Source organism: Kitasatospora sp. NPDC059747 (assembly GCF_042732955.1).
In the GTDB taxonomy this organism is placed as follows: Bacteria; Actinomycetota; Actinomycetes; order Streptomycetales; family Streptomycetaceae; genus Kitasatospora.
Map to the genome: position 1 here is coordinate 1 of NZ_JBHWGV010000066.1, position 25167 is coordinate 25167.

Here is a 25167-nt window from a genome sequence, read left to right on the forward strand (position 1 = left end):
ACGGACGCTTCCTTCGAGCCGCCTTCCAGCGGGCCCTCCGGGCGCTTCGTTCTTTCGTGTTTCCAGCTTATCAGATGTTTTCCGCTCCGTTTTCCCGGAGTTTCTTTCATCCAATCGGCTTTTGCCTTTCGGCGCTCCCGAACTCTACCAGAGTTTCTCGGGCCGTTTTCCTCGGTCCTTCTCGAATTCGAATTCGAGGGCTTCCTTGGGGCCGTCCCGTGGGGCAACCCGGAGAACATTACGCACCGGGCCGCCCCACGTCAAACCAGCCTCAGGGGGCTCAGACCTCGACGACGACCGGCAGGATCATCGGCCGGCGGCGGTAGTTGTCCGCCACCCACTTGCCGATGGTGCGGCGGACGAGCTGCTGCACCTGGCGGGGTTCGATCACGCCGTCGCTCGCCGAGCGGTCCAGGGCCTCCTGGAGCTTGGCGACGACCGGCCCGAACGCGTTGTCCTCGATGCCGGAGCCGCGGGCCTGGATGGTCGGGCCGCCCACGATCTTGCCGTTGGCCGAGTCGACGGCGACGAAGACCGAGATGAAGCCCTCCTCGCCGAGGATCTTGCGGTCCTTGAGCGAGGCCTCGGTGATGTCGCCCACCGAGGCGCCGTCCACGTAGACGTACCCGGCCTGCACCTTGCCGACGATCCGGGCGACGCCGTTCTCCAGGTCGACGCAGACGCCGTCCTCGGCGATGACCACGCGGTTGCGCGGCACGCCGGTGGCGATGCCCAGGTCGGCGGCCGCCCGCAGGTGGCGCCACTCGCCGTGGACCGGCATCAGGTTGCGCGGCTTGCAGATGTTGAAGAAGTACAGCAGCTCGCCGGCCGAGGCGTGGCCGGAGACGTGCACCTTGGCGTTGCCCTTGTGCACGACCTTGGCGCCCCAGCGGGTCAGGCCGTTGATCACGCGGTAGACGGCGTTCTCGTTGCCCGGGATGAGCGACGAGGCCAGGACGACGGTGTCGCCCTCGACGATGCGGATCTGGTGGTCGCGGTTGGCCATCCGGGACAGCGCGGCCATCGGCTCGCCCTGCGAGCCGGTGCAGATCAGCACGACCTCCTTGTCCGGCAGGTCGTCGAGCTGCTTGACGTCGACGACCATGTTGCCGGGGACCTTGAGGTACCCGAGGTCGCGGGCGATGCCCATGTTGCGGACCATCGAGCGGCCGACGAAGGCCACCTTGCGCTTGTACTCGTGCGCGGCGTCCAGCACCTGCTGGATGCGGTGCACGTGGCTCGCGAAGGAGGCGACGATGATGCGCTTGTCGGCGTTCGCGAAGACGTTGCGCAGGGCGGCCGAGATGTCCCGCTCGTGCGGGATGAAGCCGGGGACCTCGGCGTTGGTGGAGTCCACCAGCAGCAGGTCCATGCCCTCCTCCGCCAGCTTGGCGAAGGTCGGCAGGTCGGTCAGGCGGCCGTCGAGCGGCAGCTGGTCCATCTTGAAGTCGCCGGTGGCGACGACCATGCCGGCCGGGGTGCGCACGGCCACCGCGAGGGCGTCCGGGATGGAGTGGTTGACGGCGATGAACTCGCAGTCGAAGGGGCCGATGCGCTCGCGCTCGCCCTCCTTGACCTCCAGCACGTACGGCCGGATGCGGTGCTCGGCGAGCTTTGCCTCGATCAGGGCGAGGGTGAGCTTGGAGCCGATCAGCGGGATGTCCGGGTTCTCCCGGAGCAGGAAGGGGACGGCGCCGATGTGGTCCTCGTGCCCGTGGGTGAGGACGATGCCGTCGACCTTGTCGAGCCGGTCCCGGATGTAGCTGAAGTCCGGGAGGATCAGGTCCACGCCGGGCTGCTCGTCCTCGGGGAAGAGGACGCCGCAGTCGACGATCAGGATGCGGTCCCCGAATTCGAGGACCGTCATGTTGCGGCCGATCTCGCCGAGGCCGCCGAGCGGAGTGATACGGAGGGCGCCCTCCTTCAGGGCGGGCGGGGCGCCGAGTTCGGGGTGCGGGTGACTCAAAAGACTCTCCTCACGACGCACGCCATATGCCCGGGGTCCTCCCCCGGAGACATATGGCGTGCGTACTCAGTGTCGTGTGTTCCTACTGGGTCTGTGCTCTCGCGCCTTCGGTCCGGTCCAGCGGCGGTCCCGTGAGGGTCCGGCGAGCCGGGGCGCGCACGTCTTTGTCTGCTACAGGTGTACCCCGCCTGCGGCGAGATCCTTCTTCAATTGCGCGATCTCCTCGGGCGTCGCGCCGATCAGCGGCAGCCGCAGCGGGCCGGCGGGCAGGCCCTGGAGGCCCAGCGCGGCCTTGGTGAGGATGACGCCCTGGGTGCGGAACATACCGCTGAAGACCGGGAGCAGACCCTGGTGGATCGCCGTGGCCTTGGCCACATCGCCGGTCAGGTACGCGTCGATCATCGCACGCAGTTCGCCGGACACCACGTGCCCGACGACGCTCACCACGCCGGCGGCGCCGACCGACAGCAGCGGCAGGTTGAGGATGTCGTCGCCGGAGTACCAGGCGAGGTCCGAGCGGGCGATGGCCCAGGCGGCGGCGCCGAGGTCGCCCTTGGCGTCCTTGTTGGCGACGATCCGCGGGTGCTCGCCGAGGCGCACCAGCGTCTCGTGGCCCAGGGCCACCCCGCTGCGGCCCGGGATGTCGTACAGCATGACCGGCAGCCCGGTGGCATCGGCGATGTGCACGGCGTGCCGGTACAGGCCCTCCTGCGGGGGCTTGCTGTAGTACGGCGTGACGACGAGCAGGCCGTGCGCTCCGGCCGACTCGGCCTGACGGGCCAGTTCGGCGCTGTGGTGGGTGTCGTTGGTGCCGACGCCGGCGACGACGTGGGCGCGGTCCCCCACCGCCTCGACCACGGCACGGACGAGCTGGGCCTTCTCGGCGTCGCTGGTGGTCGGGGACTCACCGGTGGTGCCGTTGACGACGAGGCCGTCGTTGCCGGAGTCGACGAGGTGCGTGGCGAGGCGCTGGGCGCCGTCGAGGTCGAGTCCGCCGTCGGCGGTGAACGGGGTGACCATCGCGGTCAGGACCCGGCCGAACGGCGTCTGGGGGGTGGAGGTCGGAGCCATGCGTCCAAAGCTACTCGTAGGCGGTGGGGCGGCTACCACACCGGTCCAGGGTTCGGACAGGTGTCCGGCGGCGCTGGGCGGCCGGAACGGGCGGCGACACGGCGGTGACATGGGATTCCGGTGCTGCGTGCTCGGGGGTTCAGGCAGCACCGGAATCCGTGTTCACGAATGTAGGGAGCGGCCAGAAAAGCCGCAATCCAGACATGCCCGACACTCTGCCCATATGCTCATCGCCGCAGGTCAGGGCGCGACCCGGCCGTGCTTCTCGAAGGCCGCATGGGTGAGCGGCATGAGCTGCGCCCACTGCGCCTCCATCCGCTCGGCGACCATCTCGATCTCGCGCTGCGGGAAGGACGGCACGGCCGAGTTCTCCCGCTTGGTGCGCAGCGACAGGAAGTGCATCAGCGAACGGGAGTTGCAGGTCGCGTACATCGAGGAGAACAGGCCGACCGGCAGCACCGCGCGGGCCACCTCGCGGGCCACGCCGGCCGCCAGCATCTCCTGGTAGCGGTCGTAGGCCTCCCGGTAGGCCGCCTCCATCGACTCGGTGACGGTCTTGTGCTGCTCCGGGGTGCCCTCGACGAACTCGTAGCGGCCGGGGCGGCCCTGCTGGACGAGCTTGCGCTCCTCGGCGGGGACGTAGAAGACCGGCTCCAGCTCGCGGTAGCGGCCGGACTCCTCGTTGTAGGACCAGCCGCTGCGGTGGCGGTGGAACTCGCGGAAGACGAAGATCGGCGCGCTGATGAAGAAGGTCATCGAGTTGTGCTCGAACGGCGTGCCGTGCCGGTCGCGCATCAGGAAGTTGATCAGGCCCTTCGACTTCTCCGGGTCCTGCTGGAGCGCCTCCAGGGACTGCTCCCCCGCGGTCGAGACACGGGCCGCCCAGATGACGTCCGAGTCGGCGGCGGCGCTGCGGACCAGCTCCACCGTGACGTCGCTGCGGAACCGGGGGGCCGTCGTTTCGTCGCTCACGCGTTGCTCCTCGCGGGTTCGGTGCTGTCGTGCCGGTCCTGCTGGTGGTGCAGCCGGATGGCGTGCTGCATGGTCTTGCGGGCGCGCGGGGTGTCCCCGGCGTCGGCGTACGCCACCGCCAACCGGAACCAGACCCGCCAGTCGCCCGGCGCGGCCTCGGCCTCGGCCTGGCGGCGGGCGAACACCGCGTCGGCCGAGGCGCGGTCGATCCGGCCGCCCTTGGTGCGCTCCAGCTCGTCCACCGGCAGGCCGCCCTCGGCCTCCAGCTCGCGGGCGAGCCGCTCGCTGTCCCGGCCGAAGCGGACGGTCTGGCACAGGAACCAGACGCCGATCACCGGGATGACGAAGGCGCACAGCCCGATGCCGATGCCGAGCGGCTTGCCGGTGGCGACCAGCTGGACGCCCTCGCCGATGCAGATCAGCGCGACCAGCAGCAGCACGCCGGCGAGGACGAAGAAGCCGGTACGCGAGGTCATCGCACACTCCCGGGGGTCGGCACGGTCACAGGTCCAGGAAGTGTTCGAGGCCGAAGGTCAGCCCCGGGTGGTCGGCCACCTGGCGGGCGCCCAGCAGGATGCCCGGCATGAAGCTGCTGTGGTGCAGCGAGTCGTGCCGGATGGTGAGCGTCTCGCCGGTGTCGCCGAACATCACCTGCTGGTGGGCGAGCAGGCCGCGCAGCCGGACGGCGTGCACCGGCACCCCGTCGACGTCGGCACCGCGCGCGCCGGGCAGGCTGTGGGTGGTCGGGTCCTGCTGCGGCGGGCGGCCGGCCTCGGCGCGGGCGGCGGCGATCAGCTGGGCGGTGCGGGTCGCGGTGCCGCTGGGCGCGTCGGCCTTGCGGTCGTGGTGCAGCTCGACGACCTCGACGGACTCGAAGTAGCGGGCCGCCGTCTGGGCGAACTTCATGCCGAGGATCGCGCCGATGGAGAAGTTCGGCGCGATCAGCAGGCCGAGCTCCGGGGCGTCGGCCAGCCAGCCGCGGACGGTGGCGAGGCGCTCCTCGGTCCAGCCGGTGGTGCCGGTGACCACGTGGATGCCGTGGTGCAGGCAGAAGTCGAGGTTGCCCATCACCGAGTCGGGGTGGGTCAGTTCGACCGCCACCTGGGCTCCCGCCCCGGTCAGCTCCTCCAGCTCGGAGTCGCGCCCGAGCGCGGCCACCAGCTCAAGGTCCGGCGCGGCCTCGACGGCCTTGACGGCCTCGGAGCCGATCCGGCCCTTGGCGCCGATCACGGCGACACGCAGCGTCATAGCGAAGTTCCTCTCACACCAGCCGGTCTCAGACCAGCAGATCGGCGAGCTTGGCGGCCCGCTTGTCGTTGACCGGGCCGATCAGCGCCAGCGACGGCCGGTACGCGCCCAGCACATCACGGGCGACGGCCTGGACGTCGTCCAGGGTCACCGCGGCGATCCGCGCCAGCATGTCGTCCACCGACAGGTGGTGGCCGTAGCTGAGCTCGGCCTTGCCGATCCGGTTCATCAGCGAGCCGGTGTCCTCCATGCCGAGCACGGTGGAGCCGGAGATCTGGCCGATCGCGCGCTGCAGCTCCTCCTCGGTGATGCCCTCGGCGACCACCTTGGCCAGCTCGGCGCGGCAGATCCGCAGCACCTCCTCGACCCGCTTGGGCTGGCAGCCGGCGTAGATGCCGAACAGGCCGCTGTCCGCGTAGGACGAGGAGTAGGAGTACACCGAGTACGCGAGCCCGCGCTTCTCCCGGACCTCCTGGAACAGCCGGGAGCTCATCCCGCCGCCCAGGGCCGCGTTGAGCACGCCCATCGCCCAGCGGCGCTCGTCGTGCCGCGGCACCCCGGGCACGCCCAGCACCAGGTGGGCCTGCTCGGTGGAGCGGTTGAGCACCTCGACCCGGCCGGCCGTGCGCAGCGCCTTGACGCCGCGCCGGGCCTCGGCGGGAGCGGCGGCGGAGGCCGCGAGCACCGGCGCGAAGGCCTCCTCGACCTGCTTGACCACCTTGCGGTGGTCGAGGTTGCCGGCCGCGGCGACGACGAGGTTCTCGGGCCGGTAGCGGCGGCGGTAGAAGCCGGCGACCTGGTCCCGGGTGAGCGTCCTGATCGTCTCCTGGGTGCCGAGGATCGGGCGGCCGAGCGGGCCGCTGCCGAAGATCACCTTGGCGAACAGGTCGTGGACGACGTCGCCCGGGTCGTCCTCGGCCATCGCCATCTCTTCGAGGATGACGCCGCGCTCGGCCTCGACGTCCTCGGCGCGGATGAGCGAGCCGGTGAGCATGTCGCAGACCACGTCGATGGCGAGCGGCAGGTCGGTGTCGAGGACCCGGGCGTAGTAGCAGGTGTTCTCCTTCGCGGTGAAGGCGTTCATCTCGCCGCCGACCGCGTCCAGGGCGGCCGAGATGTCCAGCGCGCTGCGCCGCTCGGTGCCCTTGAAGAGCAGGTGCTCCAGGTAGTGGGTGGCGCCGTTGAGCTGCGGGGTCTCGTCCCGCGAGCCGACGCCGACCCAGATGCCGAAGGTGGCGGAGCGCACCGTCGGCAGGGTCTCGGTGACGACCCGCAGGCCGCCGGGGAGCACGGTGCGGCGCACGGTGCCGGCGCCGTCGGCGCCCTTGAGCAGGGTCCGGGTGGTGCCGGGGCGCTGCTTCGCGGCCGGGGCCTGGGCCACGGGGGGTACCTCCAGAGGAAACGCGCGGCCTGAGGACACGCGTACGAACGCGGGGGACAACAGGGTGCGGCCCGCACGCCGGGAGGCGTACGGGCCGCAAGGGGTCAGCTAGCGGCGCTTCACTCGGAAGCGGCCTCGCCGGCCTCCTCGCCCTCGATGACCGGGATCAGGGAGAGCTTGCCGCGCGGGTCGATCTCGGCGATCTCGACCTGCACCTTGGCGCCGACGCCGAGCACGTCCTCGACGTTCTCCACGCGCTTGCCACCGGCGAGCTTGCGGATCTGCGAGATGTGCAGCAGGCCGTCCTTGCCCGGCATGAGCGACACGAACGCACCGAAGGTCGTGGTCTTGACCACGGTGCCCAGGTAGCGCTCGCCGACCTCCGGCATGGTCGGGTTGGCGATCTGGTTGATCGTGGTGCGGGCGGCCTCGGCGGCCGGGCCGTCGGCGGCACCGATGTAGATGGTGCCGTCGTCCTCGATCGTGATCTCGGCGCCGGTGTCCTCCTGGATCTGGTTGATCATCTTGCCCTTGGGGCCGATGACCTCGCCGATCTTGTCCACCGGGATCTTGATGGTGATGATGCGCGGCGCGTTCGGGGACATCTCGTCCGGGGAGTCGATGGCCTCGTTCATCACGTCGAGGATGTGCAGGCGGGCGTCGCGGGCCTGCTTCAGGGCGGCGGCCAGGACCGACGCCGGGATGCCGTTCAGCTTGGTGTCGAGCTGGAGGGCGGTGATGAAGTTGCGGGTACCGGCGACCTTGAAGTCCATGTCGCCGTACGCGTCCTCGGCACCGAGGATGTCGGTCAGCGCGACGTAGTGGGTCTCACCGTCGATCTCCTGGGAGATCAGGCCCATGGCGATGCCGGCGACGGCGGCCTTCAGCGGCACACCGGCGTTCAGCAGCGACATGGTGGAGGCGCAGACCGAGCCCATCGAGGTGGAGCCGTTGGAGCCGAGCGCCTCGGAGACCTGGCGGATGGCGTACGGGAACTCCTCGCGGGTGGGGAGCACCGGCAGGATGGCCCGCTCGGCCAGGGCGCCGTGGCCGATCTCGCGGCGCTTGGGCGAGCCCACGCGGCCGGTCTCGCCGACCGAGTACGGCGGGAAGTTGTAGTTGTGCATGTAGCGGCGACGCGTCTCCGGGGAGAGCGTGTCGAGCTGCTGCTCCATGCGGAGCATGTTCAGCGTGGTGACGCCCAGGATCTGGGTCTCGCCGCGCTCGAACAGGGCGGAGCCGTGGACGCGCGGGATGGCCTCGACCTCGGCGGCCAGGGTGCGGATGTCGGTGACACCGCGGCCGTCGATGCGGACCTTGTCCTTGATGACGCGCTCGCGGACGATCTTCTTGGTCAGCGCGTTGTAGGCGGCGCTGATCTCCTTCTCGCGGCCCTCGAACTCGGGGAGCAGCTTCTCGGCGGCGAGCGCCTTGACGCGGTCGAGCTCGTTGTTGCGCTCCTGCTTGCCCGCGATGGTGAGGGCCTGGGCCAGCTCGTCCTTGACGGCGGCGGTCAGCGCGGCGAGGACGTCGTCCTGGTAGTCCAGGAAGACCGGGAACTCGCCGGTGGGCTTGGCGGCCTGGGCGGCCAGCTGGGCCTGGGCGGCGCACAGGACCTTGATGAACGGCTTGGCGGCGTCCAGACCGGAGGCGACGACCTCCTCGGTCGGGGCCTCGGCGCCGCCCTCGACCAGCTTGATGGTCTTGTCGGTGGCCTCGGCCTCGACCATCATGATCGCGACGTCGCCGTCCGGCAGGACGCGACCGGCGACGACCATGTCGAAGACGGCCGACTCCAGCTCGCTGTGGGTCGGGAAGGCCACCCACTGGCCGTTGATCAGCGCGACGCGCACGCCGCCGATGGGGCCGGAGAACGGCAGGCCGGCCAGCTGGGTGGAGGCGGAGGCGGCGTTGATCGCGACCACGTCGTACAGGTGGTCGGGGTTGAGCGCCATCACGGTGACGACGACCTGGACCTCGTTGCGCAGGCCCTTGACGAAGGACGGGCGCAGCGGGCGGTCGATCAGGCGGCAGGTGAGGATCGCGTCCTCGGAGGGCCGGCCCTCGCGACGGAAGAACGAGCCGGGGATGCGGCCCGCGGCGTACATCCGCTCCTCGACGTCCACGGTCAGCGGGAAGAAGTCGAAGTGCTCCTTCGGCTGCTTGGACGCGCTGGTGGCCGACAGCACCATGGTGTCGTCGTCCAGGTAGGCCACGGCGGAGCCGGCGGCCTGACGGGCCAGGCGGCCGGTCTCGAAGCGGATGGTACGGGTGCCGAAGGAGCCGTTGTCGATGACGGCCTCGGCGTAGAACACGTTCTCTTCCACCTGGAAGATCTCCTCTTTCGTACGTCTCCGGGAGAGCGTCCCCGCGTCCTGCCTGCCGGTGGGCCCTGTGCCCTCCTGTCAGGAGGGGCGGCAGTCGGGCCGGTCTTCGATCGAAGCCTCCGGCGGGTCCCGCTCGACTGCGGGGCTTCCGGGGGCCACTACCGAGGACCGGCGCCTCACGGCTGCCGGGCCGCGCGGGCGGTCCGCGTCTGGACGCTCTCTCGGATGCGGGCGGCTTCCGTTTGAAGCCTTCGGCCCGCGGGGGGTTGGGGTCCTTCTGCCTGGATGGCGTCTCGTGCGCCATCACCCGGCATGCCCACAACCCTACGGTGCAATCCTCGGCCACCTGGGGAGGTGCGCGCGAGTTGTTATGTCCGGGCGCCGCGGCCGAACGACCGCGGCATACGCGCGAGGGGCGGCTCCCCGGTGTGGGGAGCCGCCCCGAGCGGCGGTCTTAGCGGGCGCCGCCGGCGGCACCGCGACGGATGCCCAGGCGGTCGACGAGCGTACGGAAGCGCTCGATGTCCTTCTTGGCCAGGTACTGCAGCAGGCGGCGGCGCTGGCCGACCAGGATGAGCAGGCCACGGCGCGAGTGGTGGTCGTGCTTGTGGGTCTTGAGGTGCTCGGTCAGGTCCGAGATGCGGCGGGAGAGCATGGCCACCTGAACCTCGGGGGAGCCGGTGTCGCCCTCCTTCTGGCCGAACTCGGCGATGATCTGCTTCTTGATGTCAGAGGCGAGAGCCACTGCAACTCCTTAACGAGGTGAACCGAGCGGTCCTGGTCTACGGCACAGGACTCATCGAGAACTCGGTGTCGTAACGCGGGCGCCGGCCGCTTCCTCCGCACCCTGGGGGCGGACACACGGCTGCGCTCGAAGGCCAAGCGTACCAGCGCCGCCCACGCGGGCGGCCGGCGGGGCCGGGGCGGGTCAGCCGGTGGCCCCGCGCACCAGGCGGTAGACGTCGAGGACGGCGAGCGCGAGCGGGACGAGGGAGAGCAGGGCGAGGCCGTCGACGAGGTCGAGGACGCGCCCCCAGAAGGGGGAGACGCCGAGCCGGGGCACGACGAGCGCGGTCGCGGTGAGCACGGCGGCGCCGAGGGCGACGGCGGCGGTCAGCCAGACGGTGCGCAGGTCGGCGTCGGCGGGGGCGGCGCCCTCGGCGAACTGCCGGGCGTGCAGCGACAGGCCCGCGATCAGCAGGGCGAGGCCGAGCAGGCCGGCCGAGGTGAGCGCGAGGACCTGGGCGGTGTAGCGGAACAGCCGGGCGCGGAGCAGGACGGCGAGGCCGAGCGCGAGCGCGAGCAGTTCGGGGAAGGCCGCGTCGGTGAAGCCGAGCAGCGCGCAGGCGCCGGCGACGACCGCGGCGCAGCCGCCGACCAGGCCGACGAGGACCTCGTGGCCGCGCCGGGCCTGCCGGGCGATGCGCTCGTACCGGACGGTCTCGGCCCGGTCCTCGTCGTCCGCCTCGCCGCCGCGGGCCTGGCCGGGGGCGGCGTAGCCGACGGGCAGGCGGGCGGAGCGGGCGGCGAGGCCGGGCAGGAAGCCGATGGCGGCGACGGCGGCCACGCCGGTGACGGCGGCGATGCGGTGGGCCGGGGTGCCGGGCAGCAGCACGGCGGCGAAGGCGGCGAGGGCGCCCGCGGCGGCGGCGAGGGCGGCGGCGACGAACACCGCGTCGCGTTCGGGGAGCAGCGCGGCCAGCAGGACGGCGGTGACGAGGACGGCGACGCAGCCGGCCAGGAAGTGCAGCCGGCCGGGGCCGTCCCCGGGCCGGGCGGCGGCGAGCAGGCCGGTCCCGGCGATCAGGGCGTGCGGCAGCGCGCCGAGGCCGAGCGCGACCGCCGCCGGGGCGTCCCCGTAGACCCGGGCGCGGACGCCGGCCAGGGCGGTGAGGACGACGGCGGTGACGCCGGCGAGGACGCCGGGCAGGCCGTGCGCGTCGTGGTGCGGGCCGGCGGACCACAGGGCGAGGCCGAGCAGCGCGAGCAGGACGGTGGCGCCGGTGAGGCCGGAGGCCCGGGTGAGTTCGGGGCTCCAGAAGCGGTGGTCGGCCGGGACGGCGCCCGCGATGGCGTCGGCGACGTCGTCGTAGACGGCCGGCGGGAGGGACTCGGCGAACGGGCGCAGCGTGAGCAGGTCGCCGTCGCGGACCTGCTGGGCGGCCAGTGACAGGCCGCCGTCGAGGACGGTGCCGTCCCGGCGGACCAGGTGGAAGCCGGTGGGGACGCCGTCGGGCTGGGTGGCGCGGGCCAGGCGCAGGACGTCGGGGTAGAGGTCGGCGAGGGGGAGGTCCTCCGGCAGGGCGACGTCGATCCGGCGGTCCGGGGTGACGACGGTGACCCGGGCGAAACCCGTCGCTACGGCGTTCACGCACCCGCCTCGCTTCGCTCGGCAGGGGCATTCACCCACGTGCACCTGCTCCTGATGAGCTCGCGGGGCTCGCTCATGCGATCACCTCGGTCGTTCCACGCACTGGACGTTCCCCCCTGTCCCGGCGCCGGGGCGAACCTACCCGGCGTACACGCGAGTTGACGCGGCGCTACCCTACCCGTGCCGAGAGTACGGGTGCGACCGGTACCGTCGGGCGCCCTGACGCCGTGTCCGGCGGACGTGCCGGGCGGCCGCCTCCGGTGTACCGGCGCCTAGGGGTGGGGGGGCACATGGGTGTGATCATGGTGCGGCGTGCGGCCAGGGCTTATCCGCCCCCGGTGCCCGACGAGCCGGTGGAGCTGGTCGCTCCGCCCGAACTGCCGCGCCAGGGCGGCGAGGACTGGGTGTCGAGCGTCCTGCCGATGCTGGGCATGGGCGGCTCGGCGGTGTTCTTCTTCGCGCCGGGCTCCCAGGGTCCGATGCGGATCATGGGCGGGCTGATGATCGCCTCGACGGTCGGCATGGTGCTCGCGCAGATCGTCCGGGCCCGCCGGGGCGGTTCCACCGCGACGTCCGACGCCCGGCGCGACTACCTCAAGTACCTCCAGCAGACGCGGCGCGCGGTGCGCCGCACCGCCGAGCGCCAGCGCGGCGCGCTGCTGTTCCTCAACCCGGCGCCGGACCAGCTGTGGGCGGTCGTCGCGGGCGGGCGCCGGCTGTGGGAACGCCGCTCGGGGGACGCGGACTTCGCGCAGATCCGGGTCGGCCTCGGGCCGGTGCAGCTGTCCACTCCCCTGGTGGCACCGCGGACCGCGCCGGCGGACGAGCTGGAGCCGCTGTCGGCGGCGGCCATGAAGTCCTTCCTGAACGCGCACGGCACGCTCCAGGACCTCCCGCTCGCGGTGTCGCTGCGCGCCTTCTACCACGTCACGGTGTGCGGCGACCCGGACTCGGTGTACGGCAGCGTGCGGGCGATGATCGCCCAGCTGACCACCCTGCACTCGCCGGAGGACCTGCTGGTGGCGGTCGCCGCGGCGCCCGGCGCGGCCGGGGAGTGGGAGTGGACGAAGTGGCTCCCGCACAACCAGCACCGCAAGGAGACCGACGGCGCCGGCTCGCGCCGGCTGACCGCCACCGGGCTCGGCGAGCTGGAGCTGCTGCTCCAGGACGAGCTCGCCGGGCGCCAGCGGTTCGTCCGGGACGCCGCCGCCCCGCCGGACCAGCCGCACGTCGTCGTCGTGATGGACGGCGCCGGCGTGCCGCACGACTCGCTGCTCGCGAGCCCGGAGGGCGTGCAGGGGGTGACCGTCATCGAGGTCGTCCCGGGCGAGCTCGACGAGCCGAGCGGGCACCTGATGGCGACCGTCCGCCCCACCGCCATCGAGCTGCGCTCGGCCTCCGGGGCCGCCTACACCGGCACGCCCGACCTGCTCTCGGCCCGGCAGTCCGAGGCGCTGGCGCGGCAGTTGGCGCCGTACCGGATGCCGGCCGGCGGCGACGAGGAGCCGCTGCTGTCCGACCTCGACTTCACCGACCTGATGAACTCCGGCGACCCGGGCTCCTTCGACGTCTCCCGGGGCTGGCGCCCGCGCGGCCGGCACGAGCGGATGCGGGTGCCGATCGGCGTCGGCGCGGGCGGCGAGCACGTGTTCCTGGACATCAAGGAGGCCGCGCTGGAGGGCATGGGCCCGCACGGCCTGTGCGTCGGCGCGACGGGGTCGGGCAAGTCGGAGCTGCTGCGCACGCTGGTGCTGGCGCTCGCGATGACGCACTCCTCGGAGGAGCTGAACTTCGTCCTCGCCGACTTCAAGGGCGGCGCGACGTTCGCCGGCATGGCCGAGCTGCCGCACACCTCGGCCGTCATCACCAACCTGGAGGGCGAGCTCACCCTGGTCGACCGCATGCGGGACGCGATCGAGGGCGAGCTGCACCGCCGCCAGGAGCTGCTGCACCGGGCCGGCAACTACGTCAACATCCACGAGTACGAGCGGGCGCGCGCGGCCGGGGCGGCCCTGGACCCGCTGCCCTCGCTGGTGCTGATCATCGACGAGTTCTCCGAACTCCTCACCGCCAAGCCGGACTTCATCGAGATGTTCATCCAGATCGGCCGGATCGGCCGCTCGCTGGGGGTGCACCTGCTGCTGGCCTCGCAGCGTCTGGAGGAGGGCAAGCTGCGCGGCCTGGACACCTACCTCTCCTACCGGATCGGTCTGCGGACCTTCTCCGCGGCCGAGTCGCGGGCGGCGATCGGCGCGCCGGACGCCTACCACCTGCCGCCGGTGCCGGGCGTCGGCTACCTCAAGTTCGGCGAGGACGCGATGGAGCGGTTCAAGGCCGCGTACGTCTCGGGCCCCTACCGGGCGCCGGGGCAGCAGCACGCGGCCGGCGAGCAGCGGGCCGGCACGCGGCCGGTCCTGTTCACCGCGGCCGAGGTGGAGCTGCCGGAGCCCGCCGGGCAGGAGGAGGCGCGGGCCCCGGAGCAGGACGACGCCCTGGCCGACACCGTGCTCGACGTCTTCGTGCGGCGGATGGCCGGCCAGGGCCCGGCCGCGCACCAGGTGTGGCTGCCGCCGCTGGGCGCGGCGCCGGGCCTCGACCGGCTGCTGCCGCCGCTGCAGGCCGTGCCGGAGCGCGGGCTGGGCGCGCCCGGGTACCCGGCGGGCCGGCTGCGGGTGCCGATCGGCGTGGTCGACCGGCCGCGCGAGCAGCGGACGGACGTCCTGGAGCTCGACTTCGCCGGAGCGGCCGGGCACGGCCTGGTGGTCGGCGGCCCGCTCTCGGGCAAGTCGACGGTCGTGCGCACCGCGGTGGCCGCGTTCGCGCTCACCCACACCCCGCTGGAGGTGCAGTTCTACCTGCTGGACCTCGGCGCGGGCGGCTTCCGCGCACTGGCCGGGCTGCCGCACGTCGGCGGGGTGGCCGGGCGGCTCGACGTCGACGAGGTGCGCCGGACGGTCTCCGAGGTGCACGGCGTGCTGAACCGGCGCGAGGAGCTGTTCCGGGCCGCCGGGATCGACACCATCGCGGCCTACCGGGCCCGCCGGGCGGCCGGGCGGCTCCCGGACGAGCCCTTCGGCGACGTGTTCCTCGTGATCGACGGCTGGAACACCTTCAAGCAGGAGTTCGAGGCGCTGGAGCCGGTGATCGCCGACATCGTCCAGCGCGGCCTCGGCTACGGCGTGCACCTCGTCATCACGGCGGCCCGCTACGCGGAGGTGCGCCCGGCGCTCAAGGACCTGCTGCAGAACCGCACCGAGCTCAAGCTGGGCGACCCGATGGAGTCGGAGGTGGACCGCCGGACCGCGCAGAACGTCCCGGCGCTCGCCGGGCGCGGCGTCACCCCGGAGCGGCTGCACTTCCTGGCCGGACTGCCCCGGATCGACGGCTCGTCCGCGGTGGACGACCTCCAGGACGGCGTGGCCGCACTCGTCGCCGCCGTCGCCGGCGCCTGGACCGGCCCGCACGCGCCGCGGGTGCGGATGCTGCCGGCCGTCCTCGACGGGTACGGACTGCCGAAGGGCTTCGAGCACCCCGAGCGCGGGGTGGCCTTCGGCGTGGACGAGGCGGAACTGGCGCCGGTCTTCGTCGACTTCGAGACGGACCCGCTGTTCATCGTGTTCGGCGACACCCGGTCCGGGAAGTCCGCGCTGCTGCGGATGCTGGTCAAGCAGATCACCGAGCGGTACACGGCGGAACAGGCCGGCATCGTCGTCGCCGACTACCGGCGCGCGCTGCTGGGGGCCGTCCCCCGCGAGTACCAGGTGGAGTACGCGGCGACGCAGCCCGCGCTGACGAAGGTCGTCGACATGCTGCGCGGCGCCTGCTCGCGCCGCCTGCCGGGGCCGGACGTCACCGCCGAGCAGCTGCGCGACCGCAGCTGGTACCGCGGCAAGGACATGTTCGTGATCGTCGACGACTACGACCTCGTCGCGACGGGCTCGGGCAACCCGCTGACGCCGCTGGCCGAGTTCCTGCCGTTCGCCCGGGACATCGGGCTGCGGGTGATCGTGGCGCGCAGCGCGGGCGGCGCGGGCCGGTCACTGTACGAGCCGGTGCTCCAGCGGATGCGCGAGCTCGGCGGGCAGGGCGTGGTCCTCTCCGGCAACCGGGACGAGGGGGCGCTGCTGGGGACGGTCAAGCCGCAGGCGCTGCCGCCGGGCCGCGGGCTGTACGTGTCGCGGCGGGCGACCGGCGGACAGCTGGTCCAGACGGGGTGGCTGCCCGCCGAGCAGTGACGGACGGTGACCAAAGGGGTCGGGCCCGCTCGGGTCCGGCCCCTCGGCGCACCCCGGCGTCCCAGGTGTTGAAACGTTACCTAGATCTTTCCGGCGCGGGGCTGCGGTTCCCGCACCCCGCGCGGGGCTTGCGGGGCCGCTTCGGGGCGCCTGGGCGTACCGGCATCGGATCGGAGTGCAGCCTTCGAAAGAATGCTTTCAACATCCTGTTTACCTTGGATTCAAGTGCAATGCGGCAGAGGTAACAACTCGGACAATCCTCGCAATGACCGTACGTGATCATCGGATCGCATGTTTATGCCCTTCCGCGCAACGGATTCCGAAGCAGTTCCGGCGTTGACGCAATCATTACGCCCAAGGTTCCATTGCGGCCCGGGAGCGACCGGACCAAGACCCGAGCAACCAGCCAGCGGAGGCGATACCGCTCCCATCCCAGGACCGCACAGAGCCGATCGGAAGCCACATGACCGACACGCTTCGCCAGCCACTCGACGTAGCCCCCACTACGCACGAGACAGTCGCCCCCCAGCAGCTCAAGCGCTCCATCGGCGTCGTGGGCGGCACGCTGCTCACGCTGTCCTGCGTCACCCCGGCCTCCACGCTCTTCGTGATCGTGCCGGAGCTGTTCTCCAGCATCGGCAGCGCCACCGCCCTCACCATCGCGATCGGCTCGGTGCTCTGCGTCGCCGTCGCGTTCTGCTACTCCGAGCTCGGCACGCTGATCCCCAGCGCCGGCGGCGAGTACGCGATGGTCGGCACGCTGGCCGGACGGCTGGCCGGCTGGCTGGTCTTCATCCAGTCGCTGATCGTGGTGATGATCGTCCCCTCGGTCATCGCGCTCGGCACCGCCGACTACCTGGCGCCCGTCCTGCACGTCGACAAGCCCATCGCGGGCGCCGCGGTCATGCTGGCCGCCACCCTGGCCGGCCTGCTGGACCTGCGCGCCAACGCCTGGATCACCGGCGTCTTCCTGGTGCTGGAGGTCGTCGCGGCCGGTGTCGTGTCGGTGCTCGGCTTCGCCCACACCAACCCGGACCACCCGAGCCTGCTGCACGGCGTGGTCGCCGGGGACAACGGCGCCACCACCACCGTCGGCATCGGCGCCATCATCGGCGCGCTCGGCATCGCCCTCTTCGTCACCCAGGGCTTCTCCACCGCCGTCTACCTCTCCGAGGAGCTGGAGAACCCCCGCCGCACCGTCTCGCGCACCGTGCTCTGGACGCTCGGCCTCTCCAGCGCCATCATCCTGATCCCGGTCGCCGCCATCACCATGGGCGCCCCCGACCTGCAGACCCTGGCCGCCGGCGACATCTCGGGCATGGTCACCGCCTGGAGCAACTCGGCGGTCGGCACCTTCATCAGCCTCTGCATCGCGCTGGCCATCATCAACGCCGGCATCGTCATGGTCATCCAGAACTCCCGCGTGCTGTTCGCCTCCGCCCGCGACAAGGCCTGGCCCGGGCCGGTCAACAAGGCCTTCGGCACCCTCGGGCGCTTCGGCTCCCCGTGGATCGCCACCCTGGCCGTCGGCCTGCCGGGCGCCGCGCTCTGCTTCGTCAAGGGCCAGCTGCTCAGCAACATCACCGGCGTCGCCGTCACCGCGATGTACCTGCTGGTCGCGGTCGCCGCGCTGCTCTCCCGCCGCGGCCACCACAAGCACGCCGCCGCCTGGCGGATGCCGCTGTGGCCGGGCGTCCCGGTGGTCCTGATCGCCGTCCTGGTCTACGTCATGACCCAGCTGGACACCGAGCCCCTGCTCTGGACCGGCGGCATCACCGCCGCCGCGACCCTCTACTGGCTGTTCTACCTGCGCCCCCGGCAGGACTCCCGCTGGGTGATCAGCCTCCCCGAGGACCAGCAGCAGGCCTGACCCCCACCCCTCCCCCACCGCGGGGGGGGGGGGGGGCCCTCTTGCGTGTCGGACGCCGCCGGGAGTGCCGGCTACTGGGCGCCGGAGGTGGCCGACAGCAGGTCCTCCAGCTCCTCCTCGCGCTCCTGCGCCGCGACGAACAGCAGCTCGTCGCCGCCCTCCAGGGTGTCGTCCTTGCCGGGCACGAGCACCCGGCCCTCGCGGATGATCGTCACCAGCGCGGTGTCCGGCGGCCAGGCGACGTCGCCCACCCGGGTGCCGACCAGTTCGGTGTCGGCCGCCAGGGTCAGCTCGACCAGGTTGGCGTTGCCCTGGCTGAAGCGCATCAGGCGGACCAGGTCGCCGACGCTGACCGCCTCCTCGACCAGCGCGGACATCAGGCGCGGGGTGGAGACGGCGACGTCCACGCCCCAGGACTCGTTGAAGAGCCACTCGTTCTTCGGGTTGTTCACCCGGGCGACCACCCGCGGCACCGCGTACTCGGTCTTGGCGAGCAGCGAGACGACCAGGTTGACCTTGTCGTCGCCGGTCGCGGCGATCACCACGTGGCAGCGCTGAAGGGCCGCCTCGTCCAGCGAGGTGATCTCGCAGGCGTCGGCCAGCAGCCACTCCGCCAGCGGCACCCGCTCCACCGAGATGGAGTTGGGGTTCTTGTCTATCAGCAGGACCTCGTGCCCGTTCTCCAGGAGCTCGCCCGCGATCGAGCGGCCCACGGCACCGGCCCCGGCAATGGCGACCCGCATCAGTGACCCTCCTCCTTCGGTCCCTGCGCGAACGCGGCCTCGACGGCCGTCAGGTCGGCCCGGCGCAGCATCACGTGCACCAGGTCGCCCTCCTGCAGCAGCGTCTGCGGCGTGGGCAGCAGGCCCTCGCCGAGCCGGGTGACGAACGCCACCCGCGAGCCGGAGGCCTCCTCCAGCTCGGCCAGGCGGCGGCCGACCCAGCGCGGGTCGTAGGCGACCTCGGCCAGCTGGACGCTGCCGCTCGGGTCCTGCCACAGCGGCTCGGCGCCGCTCGGCAGCAGCCGGCGCAGCATCTGGTCGGCGGTCCAGCGGACCGTGGCCACGGTCGGGATGCCCAGGCGCTGGTAGACCTCGGCACGTCGGGGGTCGTAGATCCGGGCGGCGACGTTCTCCACGCCGAAGGTCTCCCGGGCGACCCGCGCCGCGATGATGTTGGAGTTGTCACCGCTGGAGACGGCGGCGAACGCGCCGGCCTCCTCGATGCCCGCCTCGCGCAGGGTGTCCTGGTCGAAGCCGACACCGGTGACCCGGCGGCCGTTGAACCCGGCGCCCAGGCGGCGGAAGGCCGTCGGGTCCTGGTCGACCACCGCGACGGAGTGGCCCTGTTTCTCCAACGCTCTCGCGAGGGCCGAGCCCACGCGGCCGCAGCCCATGATGACGATGTGCACCGGCGCTACCTCACCCGATCCGTTGGGTTCTTGACCTGCGCAAACACCGTTCATCTCCCTCTCCCGCCCCGGTGGCCGGGGCGAGCGTCCTGTTCGGTACCGGCGCGACAACCAGAGTGTTGCCCACCGGCTCGTATCCGACACGCTAGCCGGTCCACCGAACACAGTCGCGACGAAGGGTGGGGAGTTCGGCGCAAGCCCTGTCGGCAAACCCCTACGATTCCTTAACGTGCCTATGCCGACTGACCTTCCGAAACGCCTGCTGATCGGGCGCGCCCTGCGGAGCGACAAACTGGGCGAGACGCTGCTGCCGAAGCGGATCGCGCTCCCCGTCTTCGCCTCGGACGCGCTCTCCTCGGTGGCCTACGCCCCCGAGGAGATCCTGCTCACCCTGTCGGTAGCGGGCGCGTCCGCCATCCACTTCTCCTGGCAGATCGGCCTCGTCGTCGCGATCGTCATGCTCGCCGTCGTCGCCTCCTACCGGCAGAACGTCCACGCCTACCCGAGCGGCGGCGGCGACTACGAGGTGGCGACCGTCAACCACGGCCCGGCCGCCGGCCTGGTCGTCGCGAGCGCGCTGATGGTCGACTACGTCCTCACCGTGGCCGTCTCCACGACCTCCGGCGTCGCCAACGTCGTCTCCGCCGTGCCCTCGCTGCGCGGCCACGAGCTGACCCTGTCGGTCATCGTGATCGTGCTGCTGATGGGCATGAACCTGCGCGGTGTCCGGGAGTCCGGGACCGCCTTCGCCGTGCCCACCTACGCGTTCATGATCGGCGTCGTCGGCATGGTCTGCTACGGGTTCTTCCGGCACTTCGCGCTCAGCCAGGACATGCCCGCCGAGAGCTCCAGCTTCCACCTCGTCGCCACCCCGGGCAACGGATCGCTCGCCGGGTTCGCGATGGTGTTCCTGCTGCTCAAGTCGTTCTCCTCCGGCTGCGCCGCGCTCACCGGCGTCGAGGCCATCTCCAACGGCGTGCCGGCCTTCCGCAAGCCCAAGAGCAAGAACGCGGCCACCACGCTGCTCATGATGGCCGGCGTCGCCGTGGTGATGTTCATGGGCATCATCTGGCTGGCCCGGCTCACCGGCGTCCAGATGGCCGAGAACCCGGTCGAGCAGCTCGTCGGCTCCTCGCCCGACTACCACCAGAAGACCGCCCTCGCCCAGATCAGCGAGGCCGTCTTCTCGAACTTCACGCCCGGCTTCTACTTCGTCGCCGCCGTCACCGGCCTGATCCTGGTGCTCGCCGCCAACACCGCCTTCAACGGGTTCCCGGTGCTCGGCTCGATCCTCGCCCAGGACCGCTACCTGCCCCGCCAGCTCCACACCCGCGGCGACCGGCTCGCCTTCTCCAACGGCATCATCCTGCTGGCGATCGCGGCGATCCTTTTCGTCATCGCCTTCGACGCCGACCCCAACCGGCTGATCCAGCTCTACATCGTCGGCGTCTTCGTGTCCTTCAACATGAGCCAGTCCGGCATGATCCGGCACTGGACCAGGCTGCTGCGCACCGAGACCGACCCGGCCGAGCGCCGCCGCATGCAGCGCAGCCGGGCCATCAACACCTTCGGCCTGGTGATGACCATGGCCGTGCTGATCGTCGTCCTGGTCACCAAGATCGGCCACGCCTGGATCGCGATCGCCGCGATGGTCGTGCTGTTCGTGATGATGAAGGGCATCCGGCGCCACTACGACCGCGTCTCCGAGGAGCTCAGCGCCGCCGAGGAGCCCGACGACGTCGTGCTGCCCACCCGGGTGCACGCCGTCGTCCTGGTCTCCAAGCTGCACAAGCCCGCGCTGCGCGCCCTCGCGTACGCGCGGCTCGCGCGCCCCCACACGCTGGAGGCCATCTCGGTCAACGTCGACCCGGCGGACACCGAGGCGCTGCGCCGGGAGTGGGACGAGCGCGGGATCGAGGTGCCGCTGAAGGTGCTGGACTCGCCGTTCCGCGAGATCACCGGGCCGGTCCTCGACTACGTCAAGAACCTGCGCCGCAGCAGCCCGCGCGAGGTGGTGTCGGTCTACATCCCCGAGTACGTCGTCGGCCGCTGGTACGAGCACCTGCTGCACAACCAGAGCGCGCTGCGGCTCAAGGGGCGGCTGCTGTTCAAGCCCGGTGTGATGGTCACCTCGGTGCCGTGGCAGCTGGAGTCCTCCGAGCGGCGCCGGCCGCAGAAGGCCTGGTCGGCGCCGGGGGCCGTCCGCCGTGGCGAGCCGCGGGCGCCGAAGGCCGTAGAGTCGAAGGATTCCGACCGGACCGGCGCGAGCGCCGGTGCGACCTCCGACCGCAGCAAGGACTCCTCCCAGTGACCCGCAACAATCCGCCCCGCTCCTCGGGCAACTCCGGGGGCAAGCCCGGCCGCTCCGGCGCCACCTCCGGCAAGGGCGCCCGCCGGGGCGGCACCAAGCCCGGGCAGGTCGCCCGGCCGCGCTGGGGTCGGCCCGTCATCCGTCCGGAGGCCACCGATCGCGACGGTCTGACCGCGCGGACGGCGCCGCTCGCCCCGGGCGAGCGGGCGGAGACGCCGGCGGACTTCGAGGCGGCGGCTGGGGCTGCGGCGTCGGGCAAGGGCGCCGGCGCCTCGGGGGCCTCGGGGGCTTCGGCCAAGGGCTCCGCCGGGAAGGGCGCCGCTGGGAAGGCTACTGCCGGGAAGGGCGCTGCCGCGTCCGGCAAGGGCGGCGCGGGTTCCCAGGGCAAGGACGGCGCGTCCGGCAGGGGCGGGGCGCCGCGCAAGCAGGCCGTGCGCCCGCCGAAGGCGCTGCGCGCCCAGCAGCCGCGCTCGCAGCGGCCGGAGACGCCGTCGGGTGACCCGCTGGTCGGGCAGCGGTACGAGGTCGAGGTCGGCGCGGTCGCGCACGGCGGCGGGCACTGCGTGGCCCGGTACGAGGGCCGGGTGCTGTTCGTCCGGCACGCGCTGCCCGGCGAGAAGGTGGTCGCGCAGGTGACCGAGGGGACCACGACGTCGCGGTTCCTGCGGGCCGACGCGGTGGAAATCCTGGAGCCCGCCAAGGAGCGGATCGCCCCGCCGTGCCCGTTCGCCGGGCCCGGCAAGTGCGGCGGCTGCGACTGGCAGCACGTGACCCCCGGCGGGCAGCGCAAGCTCAAGGCGGCGGTGCTGACCGAGCAGCTGGCGAAGCTGGCCGGGCTCACCCCGGAGGAGGCGGGCTGGGACGGCAGCGTCGAGCCGGTCGGCGGCAAGCTCCCGGCCGGGCAGGTGCCGGCCTGGCGCACCCGGGTGCAGTACGCGGTGGACGCGGACAGCGGCAAGGTCGGCCTGCGCAAGCACCGCTCGCACGAGATCCAGCCGGTCGACCACTGCCTGATCGCCGCGCAGGGCGTCACCGAGCTCGGCGTCGAGGCCCGCGACTGGCCGGGCGTCGCCTCGGTCGAGGTCTTCGCCGCGACCGGCTCCTCGGACCGCCAGATCGTGCTCACCCCGCGGCCCGGCGCGCAGCTGCCGCTGGTCGAGCTGGACAAGCCGGTGTCGATCGCCCGCATCGACGACCAGGGCGGCGTGCACCGCGTGCACGGGCGCTCTTTCGTGCGCGAGCGGGCCGCCGGGCGCACCTGGCGGGTCAGCGACGGCGGCTTCTGGCAGATCCACCCGGAGGCGCCGGACACCCTCGTGGACGCCGTCCTGGACGGCCTGGACCCGCAGTGGGGCGAGAACGCGCTCGACCTGTACTGCGGCGTGGGCCTGTTCGCGGGCGCGCTGGCGGACCGGGTCGGCGAGGACGGCGCGGTGCTCGGCATCGAGTCGGCCAAGCAGGCGGTGGTCGACGCCCGGCACAACCTGGCCGCGCTGGACAACGTCCGGATCGAGTGCGACCGGGTCGAGACGCTGCTGCCGCGCACCGGCATCACCGCCACCGACCTGATCGTGCTGGACCCGCCGCGCTCGGGCGCCGGGCGCGAGACCGTCGCGCACCTGGCGGGTCTGGCGGCGCGCCGGATCGCGTACGTCGCGTGCGACCCGGCGGCGCTCGCCCGGGACCTCGGCTTCTTCCGCGAGGGCGGCTACCGGCCGGTCTCGCTGCGGGCCTTCGACCTGTTCCCGATGACGCACCACTTCGAGTGCGTGGCGATCCTGGAGCCGGTCGGCGGCGCGACCGGGTGAGGTAGCGGCGCGCACGTGCCGAGGAGGCGGTACCCGGGGTGTTCCGGGTGCCGCCTCCTCGGTGTTTCCGGCCGCTCGCTGCGGACCGCTCGGTCGGGGGTGGTCAGGGCTCGTTGTGCTCTTCCTCGGCGGCGTCGTGCGGAAGGTCGATCCCGTGCTGGGCGGCGAGCCGGAGCAGCTCGGAGATCCGGCCCTCGTACGCCTGGACGCCGTCGGCGTCCCCTTCGGCCCGGGCCGTCGCGAGGTCGCGGCGGGCCTGGGCGAGCTGCTCGCGCAGCTCCTGGTCGAACATGGCTGTCATTGCCGGCCTCCACACCGGTCGGTGCCGCTTCACGGAACGCTCAGGAGTGTTCAGAGTCTCGGAAGGTGCAGGACTCTTCAAGTCTCGTCCGTCGTGGCGGGGGTGGTTCGGCGGACGGTGGGTATGAGTCCGGGGCGCCTCCGGGGTTGTGCGGGGGCGTGCGGTGGGTGCGTGTGGGGGCGGGATCCGCGCCCTTGTTGTGCTAGCACTTCAGCGCTAGCTTGAGGCCCATGGGTAAAAAGCAGCTGAACGTCAGGGTGGACGCCGCCACCGCGGAGATGGCCCGGGAGCGGGCGGAGCAGCAGGGGATCAGCATGAACCAGTACATCGAGCGCCTGGTCCAGCAGGACATGGGCGAGTCCGGGCGGGCCTTCGTCGACGCCGCCGCGAAGTTCATGAAGGAGTACGAGACGGCCTTCCTGGCGGAAACCGCGGAGCCGGGTGACCTCCAGGGCGTGCGCCGTTGAAACTGGAGGTCGACCTCTCGTGGCTGCTCATGACCGCCGAGCAGTACACGCCCGGTGACCCGCAGGTCACCGACTACGGATCGCTGCTCGCGGCGGTCTCCCGCCACCAGGCCGAGATCTTCGACATCGCCGTCTACCCCGAACCGCAGGACCGCGCCGCCGCCCTGATGCACCAGCTGATCCGGGTGCCGGCCCTGGAGAAGACCAACGAGCTGTTCGCCACCGCCGTCGCCTACGCCTACCTCGTCGCGAGCGGCTGCACGGTGGCGACCACCGCCCGCGAGGTGCGCAGCCTCGCCCGGGCCATCCGGGAGGGGCGGCTCGGCGTGTCGGGCGTCGCCGAGCGGCTGTCCGCGTGGGTCGTGGACGAGGCGGAGGGGGAGGGCGTCACCGGGGCGGACGACGAGGACGGGGACGACGACTGACGGCCGCCCCCGTTCCCGTTCGTCCGGCGCGCCGCGTCAGCCGGCCGTTCCGTCGGGCGTTCCGTCGGGCGTCGCCGGTTCGGCGATCAGGGCCGTCGCGAACGGGCGGAAGCCGGCCCGGCGGTAGATCCGGGCGACGTCCTCGTCCGCGGCGGACAGGAACACCGTCCGCACGCCGTTCGCGCGGGCGTGGGCGACCAGCGCCGCCGTCACCGCGAGCCCGAGACCGCGCCGGCGCGCCGCCGGAAGCGTGCCGACCCCGCCGACCTCCGTCACCGGGCCCACCGGGTTGTGCTGGCCCGCGCACAGCGGTGTGCCGTCCTCCAGCGCCGCCGCCAGCACGGTGGTGCCCGCGGTGATCCGCTCGGCGACCCGCCGCGCGGTGCCGTCGGCCGCCAACTCCTGCTCCGCCGTCGCCAGTTCGACGGTCCCGGCGGCACCGATGCCGGTGCCCGGATCGGCGAACGCCAGCCGCGGGACGGCCAGCGCGGCCGCCAACTCCGGTGCGTCCGCAGCCAGGACGCGCACCTCCACCCGCTCCGCGGGGGCGGGCGCGGCGCCCGGCTCGTCCGCCGGGCCCAGCACCAGCAGCGGGTGCTCGTGCACCGTCAGCCCGGCCCCCTCGACCGCGGCGCGCAGCTCCGGGTCGTGCTCGGCGACCCACTCGAACGCCTCCGGCACGCCCAACTCCCGCTGGCGGGCCAGCACTCGGAGAACGTCGTCGGCGGTCACGGCGGGCCCGTCGTGACCCAGCGTCGGGCGGGCGTAGTACGGCCAGCCGGCGCCGTCGCGGACGAACAGGGTCAGCGGACCGAAGTCCTCGGTGCGCGCGGCGCTGCGCGGCACCGCGTCGTAGTAACGCTCGATCTCGTCGAGGAGGTGCGGGTCCGCAGTGGCGGAGGCGGTGGTGGAGGGAATCGCGGGTGCATGATCGGCAGAAGTCACGGCGGCATCCAAGCAGGACTCGCGGACCGCCCGCCACCGGTTTGACCGGCCGGGCGCC

Annotated in this window: 19 protein-coding genes; 6 read left to right on the top strand and 13 right to left on the bottom strand. The window is 72.4% G+C overall.

Features of this window, described 5'->3' with window-relative positions; all coding sequences use genetic code 11:
- Positions 1–280 precede the first annotated feature (280 nt).
- The 9 genes from ACFV4G_RS26360 to eccD all read right to left on the bottom strand — a co-directional run bounded on the left by ACFV4G_RS26360 (position 281) and on the right by eccD (position 11336).
- Positions 281–1966 carry a ribonuclease J gene (locus ACFV4G_RS26360; protein WP_380444483.1) on the bottom strand — a complete coding sequence of 562 codons (1686 nt, stop codon included), beginning with the start codon at positions 1964–1966 and terminating at the stop codon, positions 281–283.
- Positions 1967–2137: 171 nt separating this feature from the next.
- Positions 2138–3037, bottom strand: a complete 900-nt coding sequence (gene dapA, locus ACFV4G_RS26365) for a 4-hydroxy-tetrahydrodipicolinate synthase (RefSeq protein ID WP_380444484.1) — start codon at positions 3035–3037, stop codon at positions 2138–2140.
- A 240-nt stretch (positions 3038–3277) separates the two neighbouring features.
- The gene (thyX, locus tag ACFV4G_RS26370; protein WP_380444485.1) at positions 3278–4009 is read right to left on the bottom strand and encodes an FAD-dependent thymidylate synthase; all 732 of its coding nucleotides are present in this window, start codon (positions 4007–4009) and stop codon (positions 3278–3280) included.
- Complete coding sequence (locus tag ACFV4G_RS26375) at positions 4006–4485, bottom strand: hypothetical protein (RefSeq protein ID WP_380444486.1); 480 nt, start codon at positions 4483–4485, stop codon at positions 4006–4008. The genes thyX and ACFV4G_RS26375 overlap by 4 nt, the downstream gene beginning before the upstream one ends.
- A gap of 25 nt (positions 4486–4510) precedes the next feature.
- Positions 4511–5257, bottom strand: coding sequence for a 4-hydroxy-tetrahydrodipicolinate reductase (gene dapB / locus ACFV4G_RS26380; RefSeq protein WP_380444487.1), 747 nt, complete (start codon positions 5255–5257; stop codon positions 4511–4513).
- A gap of 28 nt (positions 5258–5285) precedes the next feature.
- Positions 5286–6638, bottom strand: a complete 1353-nt coding sequence (locus ACFV4G_RS26385; RefSeq protein ID WP_380444488.1) for a M16 family metallopeptidase — start codon at positions 6636–6638, stop codon at positions 5286–5288.
- A gap of 119 nt (positions 6639–6757) precedes the next feature.
- The gene (locus ACFV4G_RS26390) at positions 6758–8965 is read right to left on the bottom strand and encodes a polyribonucleotide nucleotidyltransferase (protein WP_380444489.1); all 2208 of its coding nucleotides are present in this window, start codon (positions 8963–8965) and stop codon (positions 6758–6760) included.
- Between the two features lie 454 nt (positions 8966–9419).
- Entirely contained in the window at positions 9420–9710 is a 291-nt protein-coding gene (gene rpsO, locus ACFV4G_RS26395; protein WP_030311414.1) for a 30S ribosomal protein S15, read from the bottom strand.
- Positions 9711–9893: 183 nt separating this feature from the next.
- Positions 9894–11336: a type VII secretion integral membrane protein EccD gene (gene eccD, locus ACFV4G_RS26400; protein ID WP_380444490.1), complete on the bottom strand. Its 1443-nt coding sequence runs from the start codon at positions 11334–11336 to the stop codon at positions 9894–9896.
- A 290-nt stretch (positions 11337–11626) separates the two neighbouring features.
- Between eccD and eccCa the strand changes: the two genes are divergently transcribed.
- Both eccCa and ACFV4G_RS26410 read left to right on the top strand, forming a co-directional pair.
- Complete coding sequence (gene eccCa / locus ACFV4G_RS26405; protein ID WP_380444491.1) at positions 11627–15571, top strand: type VII secretion protein EccCa; 3945 nt, start codon at positions 11627–11629, stop codon at positions 15569–15571.
- Positions 15572–16034: 463 nt separating this feature from the next.
- Positions 16035–17441, top strand: a complete 1407-nt coding sequence (locus tag ACFV4G_RS26410; RefSeq protein ID WP_380444492.1) for an APC family permease — start codon at positions 16035–16037, stop codon at positions 17439–17441.
- A 71-nt stretch (positions 17442–17512) separates the two neighbouring features.
- Here ACFV4G_RS26410 and ACFV4G_RS26415 read toward each other — a convergent pair whose 3' ends face one another.
- A complete protein-coding gene (locus tag ACFV4G_RS26415) occupies positions 17513–18184 on the bottom strand; it encodes a potassium channel family protein (RefSeq protein WP_380444493.1) in 672 nt (223 codons plus the stop codon).
- Positions 18184–18852, bottom strand: a complete 669-nt coding sequence (locus ACFV4G_RS26420) for a potassium channel family protein (protein ID WP_380444494.1) — start codon at positions 18850–18852, stop codon at positions 18184–18186. Before ACFV4G_RS26420 ends, ACFV4G_RS26415 begins: the two co-directional genes overlap by 1 nt.
- Before the next feature lie 235 nt (positions 18853–19087).
- On the opposite strand from ACFV4G_RS26420, the gene ACFV4G_RS26425 reads away from it, so the two are divergent.
- A complete protein-coding gene (locus tag ACFV4G_RS26425) occupies positions 19088–21163 on the top strand; it encodes an APC family permease (RefSeq protein ID WP_380444495.1) in 2076 nt (691 codons plus the stop codon).
- Between the two features lie 449 nt (positions 21164–21612).
- Positions 21613–22971 carry a class I SAM-dependent RNA methyltransferase gene (locus tag ACFV4G_RS26430; RefSeq protein ID WP_380444519.1) on the top strand — a complete coding sequence of 453 codons (1359 nt, stop codon included), beginning with the start codon at positions 21613–21615 and terminating at the stop codon, positions 22969–22971.
- A gap of 103 nt (positions 22972–23074) precedes the next feature.
- On the opposite strand, the gene ACFV4G_RS26435 is transcribed toward ACFV4G_RS26430, so the two are convergent.
- Entirely contained in the window at positions 23075–23272 is a 198-nt protein-coding gene (locus ACFV4G_RS26435; protein ID WP_380444496.1) for a hypothetical protein, read from the bottom strand.
- Between the two features lie 230 nt (positions 23273–23502).
- Between ACFV4G_RS26435 and ACFV4G_RS26440 the strand changes: the two genes are divergently transcribed.
- Positions 23503–23739 carry a toxin-antitoxin system HicB family antitoxin gene (locus ACFV4G_RS26440; protein WP_363653907.1) on the top strand — a complete coding sequence of 79 codons (237 nt, stop codon included), beginning with the start codon at positions 23503–23505 and terminating at the stop codon, positions 23737–23739.
- Positions 23736–24164 carry a fic family toxin-antitoxin system, toxin component gene (locus ACFV4G_RS26445; protein ID WP_359974421.1) on the top strand — a complete coding sequence of 143 codons (429 nt, stop codon included), beginning with the start codon at positions 23736–23738 and terminating at the stop codon, positions 24162–24164. The genes ACFV4G_RS26440 and ACFV4G_RS26445 overlap by 4 nt, the downstream gene beginning before the upstream one ends.
- Before the next feature lie 36 nt (positions 24165–24200).
- On the opposite strand, the gene ACFV4G_RS26450 is transcribed toward ACFV4G_RS26445, so the two are convergent.
- Positions 24201–25109, bottom strand: coding sequence for a GNAT family N-acetyltransferase (locus ACFV4G_RS26450; RefSeq protein ID WP_380444497.1), 909 nt, complete (start codon positions 25107–25109; stop codon positions 24201–24203).
- Positions 25110–25167 lie beyond the last annotated feature (58 nt).